The sequence below is a fragment of the Thauera sp. ZXT1-4 genome (assembly GCF_052598215.2).
Genome location: NZ_JBQWSN020000017.1, coordinates 53835 through 66724, shown reverse-complemented (window position 1 = coordinate 66724; position 12890 = coordinate 53835). Strand labels below are relative to the sequence as shown.

Genomic DNA, 12890 nt, shown 5'->3' with positions numbered 1-12890 from the left:
CCGCACCCTTTCTGGGGGTGGAGAGCACGGGCTACAAGTTCAACGCCTTCATGCTATCCGGAAGGGAGAATCAGCCATTGCTCGACGAGCTATATCGCGAGCTGAGCAGGCATGCGAAGACGAAGCCTTGAACTGGCTGCAAGTCTTTGGTCATTACAGAGATGCTTGCGTTGTTGTCCTAGTCGTTTTGCGCCGCCGAACGCGCGTGATGCGACTGGGCCAACCCGTGCGTTGGTCAACCGCTGGCTGGGAGGGAAGGTGGTGTGGGCGTCAATCAACGCCAAGCGCGGGCGCAAGAACGCTTGCGCAGGGGTGCGTGTGACGATCTAGGAGTAATGGCTATCCTTTGGCCGCGTGCAGTTGCAGGTCACTGCCATGCTGTACGCCGCTTCTGGCCGGCAAGATGCCCGCAAGCTTGCGGTGTGAAATACCAGTTGCGGCATTCATGCACAATGCCAATATCGTCAAGCAGGCATGCATGAGAAATGAAGACCACCGATACCGCAACGGGGTACCGCATTACCTTCGGCCTGTACCTCGATGGCCAACGTGGTGTGCCACCCGCCAACATCCTCGGCGATGTGGTTGTGGGGCCCTTGGGCCTGCTTGGCATCCTCGAGATGCAGCTCGGCCTGATAGCGATGCATCCTTCCGCCGCAGAGCGGACCATCCAGTATCGGGACTGCCTCGAGGCACTCGATGCCCCGTCGCGTTTCTACCATCGCAGCTTTGCGCTCGATCCACTTGGAACGGCCGCCTGCCTGTTGAACTGGCGTGACGAATGGGCACTACATCGACGCGAGTCGCTGCGATGGGAAGACGCGCTGTCGTCGGATGCGCCATCCCGACTGCATGACCTCGCCGCGGTCGAGCAGCGTGCGCGTGTTGCGGTTTCAGCCAACCTTGCCCAGCGTCTCGAGGCGATCTTAGACCGGTTGAAGGTCCGAACGCCCGGCATCGATTCAGTCCTGCTAGTCGATCCCATCGATGTCTTTCCGGCGCGCTGGCAAGCCGTGCTCAAGGCCTTGCCGCTCAAACATGCTTCGGTGGCAGATAGAGCGGCAGGGGGCTTTCTGGGAGCACTTCAGCGGCGTCTAAAACGCAACGCGGCGGGCGAGGGGTCTGATCCGATCGCTTGGCAGGATGACGGAACGGTCATCGTCGTACAGTCGGAAACCCGCGCCCTGGCTGCGCACTGGGTCGCTTCGCGCATCGCTGCGCCCGGTACCTTGCTGGTCGCTGGATCCGACGGGGCTTGGTTCGATGCGCATCTGGCCGCGCTTGGGCAGGCGCGCCTGGGCCTCAAGGAAATCAGCGCGTTTCGCCCATCCATGCAGGTGCTGTCCCTTGTCTCTCTCAAGAAACAAAACTAGCCGGGGCGGTTTTCATGCGGCTGCCCCGATGGGGTTGATCTGGAACCCGAGCGCGGTGGCTCGGCGTTTGAGTGCAGCGATGCTGCGCTCGCGTTGCAGTTCTTCGTATCGCTGCTGCCCCTGGTCGACGAAGGCCTCACCGCGCGTGAGCATGAAGTACACCATGCGCGCGAGCTTATGCGCCGTTGCGGTGTTCGCCTTGGGTTTGTCCATCCGGCTGCAAAGGCGCCGATAGAACGCTCCCAGGGCCGAGTTGCTGTGCGATAGCGTCATCGCGGCCATCTTCAGGGCCTGGCGCACGCGGTTGGCCGAACGCTTGGTACCGGCCGAGAGCACCTTGCCGCCGCTGACCTTGGTCCCCGGGCACAGCCCCAGCCACGAGCAGAAGTGCTTCACGTTGGCAAAGCGGGAGAGGTCGGGCCCGATCTCGGTCAGGATCTTCATCACCGAGCTCACCTCAAGCCCGTTGATGCGCGTCAGATCGACCCCCGCCCAATTGGCGAGCATCTGCCTGACATCGAAGGCGGCCCGCGCCTTGCTGCCGGCTCGAGGCACCGCGCCAACGTTGATCGCGCACTGCGCCCGCTGCCCGAGCAGCACCTGCATCTGGGCGTCGCATTCGCGCAAGTGACGGGCGATGTCGTCGTACATCGACAGTGCCTGACCCAGCACGAACAGATGCTCCTGGCGCCAGTTCCCGGTCAGCGCACGGATGACCTCCTCGGTGCTGGCCTTAACCCGCCGGTGACGGTGACGCGCCAGCACTTCAGGGTTGCGCTCGCCGGCGACGATGTCACGGATGATCGCCTGACCGCTCATGCCCATCACGTCGGTGAGCACCTCGGTGAGTTGAATGTTCATCTGCACCAAGGCTTTTTGCATGCGCTGCACCCAACTGGCCTGCTCGGCGAGCAAGGTCTCGCGCAGCCGGGCTATCGCCCGTAGCTCACAGACCTCTCCGGCAGGTCGCCATGCTGCGCGCAGCAGCCCGTAGCTCATTAAACGCTGCAGCCACTGACAATCCTGCACATCACTCTTGCGCCCCGGCACGTACTTCATCTGTCGCGCATCGACCAGCCAGACCTGCAGCCCGCGCTGCTCCAGGATCTCGAACAGCGGGATCCAGTACACGCCGGTCGACTCCAAAGCGACGATCTCCACCCCGCACGCCAGCAACCAATCCGCCAAGGCGCACAGATCGTCCGTCATGACGCCGAACTCGCGCACCGGCTCTGCTGCCGCTTCGGGCCGCACCGCCACCCAGTGGCTCGAAGCACCCACATCGATCCCCGCCGCGTTCGGGAACACCGTGTCTGTCCGCTTGCGCATCGCCATGATCTGCTCCATCCTCGTCCAAGAACGGCAGCGCCAAGGGAAGCGTCGATTTCGACTCGATCTCTCAAACGGGATGCACATCGCTGTGCTCACCACTGTCGCCGACGATTCCCGGACCATGCTCAGAGTCGGGCTCGCTCCACAGCGTCCTCTAGCGCTGCGAGCTCGCACCAATGACGTGTCGGTCATCGCGGCGCTGCCGTTCTCCTTGTAAGCCATATTCGTTTCTTCCGGAACGCCGGGCGTGCGGGACGCGCGGATGGGATGCTCAGAGCTGTTGTGGACGCCGCTGAATTACAACGCCCTGGTCCAGTTCCTTACCCATCCTGTGTGCCCACTCTCTGGGTTCGCACGTCGTCGTCTGGCGGAGAAGATGGCCGACGCACCCGGGATCGGAGGTGCGAAATGGCAACAGGCAATCGAAGACATCGCCGCGCACGCGGGGTCGGAGCGCGCTCAGGAGGTCGCGGAGCAGATCGCGTTCTGGGTCCAGCATCCGCGCTTCAACCCGGAGGCCGGGGCGCCGCTGGCCCATGTGGCCGACCGGGTGGCGCGCCTCGTCGAGTTTTTCCGTGGCAGGCTCGGCGACACCGATGAGGCCCAACGCCTTGGCTTTATTACCGGGTACGCCCAATGTAAGGCATGCCTAGATGCGCTGAACGTCCTCATCGCGCAGGGCCACACCTTGATTCACCCGCGTCAACTCCAAAAGCTTGTTGCCCAGGCGACAGGTGCGGGGGTGCCGAATCCCCTATGGCCTGCCGAGGTCGGCGCTGGCCCAGTGGTGAGCCAACCCGGCGCGGTGATCCGACCGGCAGCTCGCGTGATCTGGTGGCAGATGAGCCTGCCCGAACTGCCTTCCCCCCTTCCTTGGTCGGCCGCTGAGGTGCGTGCCCTGAAGCAGGCTGGGGTGTGCTTGCCCGAGCCCTCGCAACTGTAGCTTCGCCGCCTCGCTCGAGACGCCCGTTGTTGCGGGTAAATGTAATCAAAATGTATCATCATAAGTTGAGCTATGTGCGCTTGTCCGGTATCCGCAACGAATCGTTGTCCGCCCGGCAGCGGGCCGGGTGATATGCTTGCGAGTTATGATCGGTACGCGCCGGCGGTGGCCGCTGAGCCCGTAAACTCAAGTGGCCTAGGCGCACGCTTCCCGCCATGTGTGCAGCGCGGCACACGGGGACTTTGGGACGTATTTTTTGAATGCATCGGATTAGCGGTTTCAAGAACGAAAAGCAAGAACTGTCGGCGGTCGAGCGTTCAAACGTATCGAAGAGCCCAAAGTGGGCAGCAGATGGGGTGAGTGCTGCCCCGGCCATCGCAATCGTCGGCATGGCATTCCGCTTTCCGGGCGATCTGAGCGACGAGCGTGCCCTCTGGCAAGCGCTCGAGCGCAAACAGGATTTGGTCGGCACCATCCCGGTGGACCGCTGGGCCGTAGACACCCTTCAGCACGACCGCCGTGCCGAACCCGGGCGCAGCATCACGTTCTCTGCTGGCGTTCTGTCACGCATCGATGAGTTCGATGCGGGATTTTTCGGTATTTCGCCGCGCGAGGCTGCCTGGCTCGATCCGCAGCAGCGTCTGCTCCTCGAGCTCGCGTGGGAGGCCATGGAGAACGCCCAGATCCCTGCGTCCTCCCTCGCGGGTACGAACTGTGCAGCTTACGTTGGCATCTCTAGTCTTGATTACGGCACGAGGAGCCTCGACGACCTGGCGTCGATGACTGCGCACTCGATGACGGGTAACACGCTCAGCGTGGCCGCGAATCGTCTGTCGTATGTGTTCGACCTGCATGGCCCTTCGCTTGCCGTCGACACCGCGTGCTCGTCTTCGCTCGTCGCGCTGCATCATGCCTGCATGGCGCTTCAGACCGGTGAGGCGACTACGGCGCTGGTCGGTGGTGTCAACCTGCTGCTTCACCCGTATCCTTTCGTGGGTTTCACGAAGGCGTCGATGCTCTCCGCCGATGGCCGCTGCAAACCGTTCGATGCGGCTGGCAATGGCTATGTGCGTGCCGAGGGTGGGGCCGTGCTCTTGCTCAAGCCGCTCGATCAAGCGCTCGCCGACGGTGACGACATCCAGGTTGTCATCCGCGCCACAGGTGTCAATGCCGATGGCGCGCGCAAGACCGGCATCACCATCCCCAGTCGGGCCGGGCAGGCGGAGCTGATGCGCAGCGTGCTCGCCAAAAGCGGGCTCGCCGCGACCGATATCGACTTCATGGAGGCGCATGGAACCGGCACAGCCATTGGCGACCCGGTCGAGACCGCCGCCATCGGTGAGGTCTATGGCCAGGGACGAGATGCGCGGCTTCCCATTGGTTCGGTCAAGGCCAACCTCGGCCACCTCGAGCCCGCATCCGGCATGGCGGGTCTCGTCAAGGCGGTACTGGCGCTCAAGAACCGTGCCCTGCCGCCGCAGATCCATCTCGATACGCTCAACCCGAACATCGACTTTGCGGTACTCAACCTCCAGCCGGTTGTCGAGTACACGCCGCTGGCAACCACGGCCGATAAGCCGCTGATCGCCGGCGTCAATTCCTTCGGTTTCGGTGGCGCCAATGCCCACGTCCTGCTCCAGGAGTTTCGGCCGACGGAGGCGCTAGCGCCAGCGGGAGAGCACCTCCCCGAGGCCTTGCCGCCACTCGTCCTTTCCGCGCGTTCCGATGCGGCTTTGATGGCCTTGGCAGAACGCTATGCCGCGCGCCTGTGGGGTGAGACGCCGCAGGGTTATTACGACGTCGCCTTTGCTGCCGCGTATCGCCGCGAGCACCTGGAGAGGCGGCTTGCAGTCATGGCGAGTTCGGTTGCCGATACGGTGGCGGCGCTTCAGGCCTACGCACGCGGCGAGTCCTCTGATCATTGCATCGTGGAGGATGCGGCCTCCGACCAGGGCAAGGTCGCGTTCATCTACTCCGGCAACGGGGCGCAGTGGGTTGGCATGGGCGTGCGCATGCTCGAGGAGTCGAAGCGTTTTGCCGAACTGATGGCCGAGCTCGACGAGAAGATGGAGCCGGTTGCCGGCTTCTCGATCCTTGCCGAATTGCGCTCCGAGCCCGCAGCTTCTCGCCTCGACGACACGGTCGTCGCACAGCCGCTGCTCTTTGCGATTCAGGTCGCGATCACCCGGCTGCTCGGCGAGCAGGGCGTGATGCCCGATGCGGTCGCCGGTCACAGCGTGGGCGAGGTTGCCGCGGCGTGGGCCGCGGGTGCTTTCAGTCTCGACGAGGCAATTCGCGTCATCATTGCGCGCAGCCAGGCCCAGGGGCTTACACGCGGCCAAGGGCGCATGGCAGCCGTCGGTCTGTCGGCGGCAGAGGTACAGACTGCCATCGATCAGATGGATGGCGAACTGGATGTGACCCTTGCCGGTATCAACAGCCCGCGCAACGTCACCCTGTCCGGAAGCCTCGCCGATCTGGAGCGTCTGAAGGCCCAACTTGCGCCAAGCGGCGTTTTTTTCCGGCTGCTCGATCTCGACTACGCCTTCCATAGCCGCCAGATGGACGCGGTCGCGGCGCGGCTGCTCGACAGCCTTGCCGGGCTCTGTCCCCAGGTCGGTGGTGATGTCGATTTCGTCTCCACCGTCACCGGGGATCGTCTCGACACCAGCTTGCTTGGTGATCGTTATTGGTGGCGCAACGTGCGAGAGCCGGTGCGGTTCTCGGACGCACTCGCCAAGCTCGCCGAGCTGGGTTGCCGCGGCTTTGTCGAGATCGGCCCCAACGCCATCCTTCAGCGCTACATGCGCGAGAGCCTGGCAGCGGTGGACGTCAAAGGGCGCCTGCTCAGCACCTTGCGCAAGGGAAGCGACGGTTGCTCGCGTATCGCCGACACGGCGCTCAGGCTTCATCTGGCGGCGAGCAAACCGAAGTTCGACGCCTACTTCCCAATCCCAGGGCGCCGTGTGCGCCTGCCCAACTACGCTTGGCAGCGCGAGCGCTACTGGCATCCGCAGACCAGCGAAGGCGCCAAGCACATCGAGCGGCGCCGCGTGCATCCGCTGCTGGGGTGGCGGATTCCCGAAGCAGAATGGTGCTGGGACAACACGCTCGACCCCATCGTTTTGCCATGGCTCTCTGACCACAGGGTCGGTGGCGCAGTGGTGTTCCCGGGTTCGGCCTATGCCGAGATGGCGCTTGCGGCGGCGCGCGAGTGGCTCGGCGGTGAGCGTTTCGCCGTCGAGCAGCTCGATATTCTGGCGCCGCTGGTTTTCGATGAAGATCACGCCCGCACGCTGCGTTTCAACCTCAACCCGCGCGACGGCAGCTTCCAGATCAAGAGCCGGCAACGGCTCTCCGCCGACGAGTGGACGCTCCACGCTGCGGGCCGGCTGTTGCAGCCGGGCGCGCTGCCCGCGGGCGGTCGTATCGCAGCTTTGGCGGGCGGCACCCGCATCGAGGGCGAGGCCCACTACCAGCTGGCGCGTGCGCTGGGCCTTGATTACGGCCCGGTGTTCCAGGGGCTGCGCGAAGCCCGCGTTTCAGAAGGCTTGCTCGAGGCGACGGTCGACGTGGCGCAGGACGATACCTACCTGCTGCACCCCGCGCGGCTCGACGCCTGCTACCAGTCGCTGGTCGACTTCTTCCATGCCGAGATCGAGGCCGGCGAGGGCGTCGCGCTGTTGCCGGTCAAGGCCGGGGAGTTGGCCTTGCATCGTCGCGGCGCCGTTACGCACTTCCGTGCCATGCTGCGACGGCGTAGCGCCCGTTCCGTGCTGGCCGATTTCGAGCTTTTCGACGCCAACGACCAGCTCGTGGCGAGTGCTTACGGCTGCCGCTTCCGCGCAGCACCGCTCACACATCGTGATGACGGCAAGGTCTCGCGCTGGCGAGTCAAGCCCTGGCTGTCTCCGCACCCTGTAGATGCACTCCGGGCAGAGCTTCCCACTGCGAAGACGCTCGTCGGGCAGATCGAGCGCAGCCTCTCGGCGCTCGTCCCGCAGCGCCAAGCCTGGTTCAAGGAGGCGCTGCCGCTTTTCGAGGCCCTCGTCCTTTCTTTTGCGTACGAAGCCTTTCACGCGCTCGCCCAGCGCGAGGGCGGCCTTGAAAAACTGCTCGGCTCAGCCTCGCCTTACGTGCGCTGGCTGGCAAGTTTGCTGCGCGAAGAGGCGCTGCTCACCAGTGAAAACGGCGAGTGGACGCTGGCGGCCGACAGCGAATTGCCTTCTTCCGAGGACATCTGGCAGTCGCTGCAGCGCGATCTGCCCGCCAGCCTGCCTCAGCTGGTTCTGCTCGGGCGCGTCGGCCGCAGCTTGCCGCAGCTGCTGGCAGGCGAATTCGATGGCCGCAGCTTTGCGCGCAAGCTCGCGCATTCGCCCGCAGCCGAAACGCTCTACGACGACGACCCCGCCTATCTCGGCGTCCGTCAGGCGCTGCAAGCCGCGCTACTCGCCGTTGCTGAAGATTTGCCGAGTCATCGCCGCCTGCGTGTTCTGGAAATTGCCGCCGGGGCCAGCGAACTGCCGCGCACCTTGCTCGACACGTTGCCCGAGGATCGCCTCGACTATGTGCTGGCGCTGCCGGACGAGGAAAGTGCGGCGCGTCAGCAGGCTGAATACGCCGATTTCGCCAACCTTACGGTGGCAACCGCGAACACCGCGAGCTGGAAGCTCGATGCCAACACGCCGCGGCCCGCGGTTTTCGATGTCGTTATCGTCCGCCACGTGCTGCACAAGGCGCTCGACGCAAACACTGCGCTCAGCCAGACCAAAAACTGGCTTGCAGCCGGTGGGCGCCTCTTCGTGGCAGAGCGCCATGCCGACTGGGGGGCAGATTTCATCGAGGGCCTCGATCCCGACTGGTGGCATGACGCTGCGTTGCCCGACCTCGAGCTCGGCCCCCCGGGCTCTTGCCTGCTGCCGCCCGAGGCCTGGGAGGCCGCACTTCGCGAAAAAGGTTTCGACGATCTGCAGCGCTTCACCGAACCCGCCGCCGAGGGTCTCGCCGAAGGCGCCTACCTCGTCCTCGCCCGTCGTCCGCAGTCCGAGAGTCTGGCGCTCGTGGCCGCACCCTCGGCGTCCTGGCTGCTGCTCACGGACGCGTCCTCGGCCGATCTGGCCGAGCAGGTGCGCGCGCAACTCGAGGCTGCCGATCAGCAGGTTGTGCTGCGTAAGCACTTGCAGGGCGACGAGCTGTCCGCGTTCGGCCACATCGTCCGCATGCGCGGTTGGGCCGCCGGCGCTGACGACGCTGCCACGCTGCTGGGCGAGACGCTGGCCGACGTCCAGGCCCTGGCGAGCGGTCCAGCGAAGCCGCCGCGGCTTTGGCTCATTACCCAGGGTGGGGCGCTCGCATCGGAGCTTGTATCCAGTCTTACCACCGGCCTTCCCCCCAATCCGGCGCAGGCCGCGGTATGGGGCTTCGGGCGGGTCGTCATGAACGAACACCCCGCGCTCGGCTGCACGCTCGTTGATCTGCGATGCGCATGGGATGCAGGTTCCACGCCCGCCAGGCTTGCGAATGAGCTGCTGCGCCCGGATGGCGCCCAGGAAATCGTGCTCTCCGAGCACGCTCGGCATACGCTGGTCATGCGCGAGGATGCGGGGTGCGCGAGCTTTGATGAGCAGCACATCGACCGCTTCCAGCTCGACTTCCTCGTCCCTGGCCAGCTTCGCAACCTCCTCTGGCTGCCTCAGCCCGAGAAAGCCCTGCAAGCGGGCGAGGTCGAGGTGCGCACCCACGCCACCGGCCTCAACTTCCGCGACGTCATGTACCTCATGGGCCTGCTGCCCGATGAAGCGGTGGAAAACGGCTTTGCCGGCGCGAGTCTGGGGCTCGAGTTTGCCGGCGTCGTCAGTCGGGTCGGCCCCGGCGTCGACGACCTGCAGGCTGGCGACAAGGTCATGGGCTTCGGTTCGGCCTGCTTCGCCAGCCATGTGGTCACCCGCGCAGATGCGCTCGCGCGCATGCCCGAGCCCTGGTCCTTCGCAGCCGGGGCGACGGTGCCGACGGTCTTCCTCACCGTCTATTACGCGCTCAAGCAACTCGCGAACGTCGAACCCGGCGAGCGTGTGCTCATCCACGGTGCCGCTGGCGGGGTGGGACTTGCGGCGATCCAACTGGCAAAGCATCTCGGTGCCGAGGTTTTCGCCACCGCCGGCAGCGACGACAAGCGCGACTTCGTGCGCTTGCTCGGCGCCGATCACGTCTTCGACTCACGCAGCCTCGCCTTTGCCGACGACATCCTGGCCGTCACGGGCGGAGAAGGTGTCGACGTCATTCTCAACTCGCTCGCTGGCGAAGCCATTCGCCGGAACCTGCGGGTGCTGCGTCCGTTTGGTCGTTTCCTCGAGCTCGGCAAGCGCGACTTCTTCGAAAACACGCCCATCGGGCTGCGCCCGTTCAAGGACAACATCAGCTATTTCGGCATCGACGCTGACCAACTCCTCACCGGCCGCCCGCAACTGGCTGCGCGCATGTTTGCCGAAGTCATCGAGCTCTTCCGCGAGGGCGTGCTTGCCCCGCTGCCGCATCGCGTCTTCTCGGCTGATCGCGTTGTCGACGCCTTCCGCGTCATGCAGCAGGCACGCCACATCGGCAAGGTCGTGGTCCAGATGGACACGGCGCGACCGCAGGTCAGATCTCCGGCCCCCCTACGCCACACCCTACAACTGGCAACGCAAGGTACCTGGCTCATTACCGGCGGTTTGTCCGGCTTCGGCCTCGAGTCGGCGCGCTGGCTGGCGAGACAGGGTGTACGCCGTCTTGTGCTGGTGAGCCGCCGTGGTGCGGACGCGCCGGATGCGGCGCAGATCGTGGAAGAGTTTGAAGCGCGGGGTGTCCAAGTCCTGGCACTGGCCTGCGACATCACCGACGCGCACGCGGTGAAACAACTCATCGCGCAGATACACCGCAGCAGCACCCCGCTGGTCGGTGTGCTCCACGCCGCGATGGTCATCGACGACAAGCTCATCGGCAATCTCGATGCAGCCAGCATCGAAGCCGTGATGCAGCCCAAGCTCGTCGGCGCCTGGAACCTGCACCAGGCTACGCTCGATCTGGCGCTCGAACACTTCGTGCTGTACTCCTCGATCACCACCTATATCGGCAACCCGGGCCAAGCCAACTACGTTGCTGCCAACGCTGCGCTCGAGGGGTTTGCCGAGATGCGTCGCAGCATGGGGCTACCCGCCACCGCCATCGGTTGGGGGCCCATCGGCGATGCCGGCTACCTCACCCGCAACACCGCAGTGCGCGACAGCCTTGCACAACGCCTGGGCAAGCCCCCGCTGTCGGCCGAGCGGGCGCTGGCACAGCTCGACGCGGCCATGGCCGAAGGTGGCTGCATGGCCGTGGCGAATTTCGACTGGAACGTGCTCGCCCGACTGCTGCCATCTGCCGACTCACAGCGCTTCGCCATCCTCAACCGCAGCCGCAAGACGGCCAGCCTTGCCGACGAAGACACCGACTTCCGCGCGCTGATCGCAGGCAAGCCGCCCGACGAAGTCGCTACCCTCGTGCAGCAACTGGTCATCCAGGAGGTTGCCGAGATCCTCGCCATTGGCGCTGATCGCATCGACCCCGCGCGCTCGCTGCACGATCTCGGCCTCGACTCGCTCATGGCGGTTGAGCTTGCGCTTGGCCTCGAGCAGCGCCTGGGTATTCCGCTGCCGGTGATGATGCTCAACGAGTCGCCGACCGCCGAAAAGGTCACCCAGCGCATCCTCGACAAGCTTGTTGGCGAGACGGACCCCGACGCCAGCCCTGCAGGCAGCACCGCAGCGGTGGTACAGGATCTTGCCCGTCAGCACGGCGAGGCGATGGGCGAGGAGGAGGCCAAACAACTCGCCGAAGACGCACGGGCGCTGACCAAAAAGGGAGTGGGGCTCACGTCATGAGCAAAGAATCGCTCGGCAACAAGGCCAAGGCCCAGCTCATCGAACGCTTCTTGCGCAAAAAGGCGGGTGGAGAGGGCGCCCCAGCGCCATCGGCACTCAGCCGTGCCGTCCGCCGCAGCAGCGTGCCCGAGGCCTTCACCCGCTTCGACCGCCATCCGGATTACGAGCGCATGCTCGTCTCCAAGGCCGCAGCCGACCGTATTCGCCTGCGCAACCCCTTCTTCATCGCCCACGACGGCGTTGCCGGAGCCGTCACGTACATCGACGGGCGCGAGTACATCAACTTCTCGAGCTACAACTATCTGGGACTGGCCGGTCATCCCCGCGTCGACCAGGCGGCCAAGGACGCCATCGACCGCTACGGCACTTCAGCCTCTGCAAGTCGCCTCGTGGCGGGCGAGCGTCCCATCCAGCGCGAACTCGAGCGATCCCTCGCCGACAACTACGGCGTTGAAGACTGCCTGGTCTTCGTCAGCGGGCACGCCACCAACGTGTCGACCATTGCCACGCTGTTCGGCCCCAAGGATCTCGTCGTCCACGACGGCCTCGCGCACAACAGCATCATCGAGGGCATCAAGCTCTCGGGCGCAGCGCGGCGCAGTTTCCCTCACAACCACGCCGATGCGCTCGATACCCTGCTGGCTGAGGTCCGGGGGCAGTTCGAGCGGGTGCTCATCGTCATCGAAGGGCACTACAGCATGGACGGCGACATCCCCGACCTGCCTGCCTTCGTCGACATCAAGCGCCGCCATGGCTGCTTCCTCATGGTCGATGAGGCCCACTCGCTGGGTGTGCTCGGCGCCACCGGAAAGGGCATCCACGAGCACTACGGTGTCGCGGGCAAGGACGTCGACATCTGGATGGGCACGCTCAGCAAGACGCTCGCAGCATGCGGCGGATATGTCGCGGGCGAGCGCGCCTTGGTCGAACACCTCAAGTATTCGGCTCCGGGGTTCGTTTACAGTGTTGGCATCTCGCCGCCGGTGGCGGGTGCCGCACTCGAGGCGCTGCGCATCATGAACAGCGAGCCCGAGCGCGTCGCGCGCTTGCACCAGCGTGCACAGCGGCTGCTGGCTAGGGCGCGTGATGCCGGCATCGATACCGGGCATTCGCAAGGCTATGCAATCGTCCCGGCGCTTGCGGGCGGCTCGCTCAAGGCGACCAGATTGTCCAACCAGCTATTCGAGCACGGCATCAACGCGCAGCCGATCATCCACCCCGCCGTGGAAGAGAAAGCTGCACGGCTGCGCTTTTTCGTCAGTGCGGACCACACCGATGAACAGATCGAACGACTCATCGCAGCGCTGGCCTAGTGCCGCGAAGCGCCCGAATCCAGAGGATTTA

The 12890-nt window shown here is 65.0% G+C and carries 5 protein-coding genes; 4 read left to right on the top strand and 1 reads right to left on the bottom strand.

Annotated features, from left to right (window positions below):
- Positions 1–485 precede the first annotated feature (485 nt).
- Positions 486–1373, top strand: coding sequence for a hypothetical protein (locus ACUH78_RS13425; protein WP_445333661.1), 888 nt, complete (start codon positions 486–488; stop codon positions 1371–1373).
- A gap of 12 nt (positions 1374–1385) precedes the next feature.
- Here ACUH78_RS13425 and ACUH78_RS13420 read toward each other — a convergent pair whose 3' ends face one another.
- On the bottom strand, positions 1386–2708 hold the full coding sequence (locus ACUH78_RS13420) for an IS110 family RNA-guided transposase (protein WP_445333662.1): 1323 nt from the start codon (positions 2706–2708) through the stop codon (positions 1386–1388).
- A gap of 373 nt (positions 2709–3081) precedes the next feature.
- Here ACUH78_RS13420 and ACUH78_RS13415 point away from each other — a divergent pair, with 373 nt between their 5' ends.
- The 3 genes from ACUH78_RS13415 to ACUH78_RS13405 all read left to right on the top strand — a co-directional run bounded on the left by ACUH78_RS13415 (position 3082) and on the right by ACUH78_RS13405 (position 12859).
- Entirely contained in the window at positions 3082–3648 is a 567-nt protein-coding gene (locus ACUH78_RS13415; protein ID WP_445333663.1) for a hypothetical protein, read from the top strand.
- Positions 3649–4004: 356 nt separating this feature from the next.
- Positions 4005–11546 carry an SDR family NAD(P)-dependent oxidoreductase gene (locus ACUH78_RS13410; protein ID WP_445333664.1) on the top strand — a complete coding sequence of 2514 codons (7542 nt, stop codon included), beginning with the start codon at positions 4005–4007 and terminating at the stop codon, positions 11544–11546.
- Positions 11543–12859 (top strand): aminotransferase class I/II-fold pyridoxal phosphate-dependent enzyme, encoded by a 1317-nt coding sequence (locus tag ACUH78_RS13405; RefSeq protein WP_445333665.1) that lies wholly within the window; start codon positions 11543–11545, stop codon positions 12857–12859. Before ACUH78_RS13410 ends, ACUH78_RS13405 begins: the two co-directional genes overlap by 4 nt.
- The last annotated feature ends 31 nt before the right edge of the window (positions 12860–12890 follow it).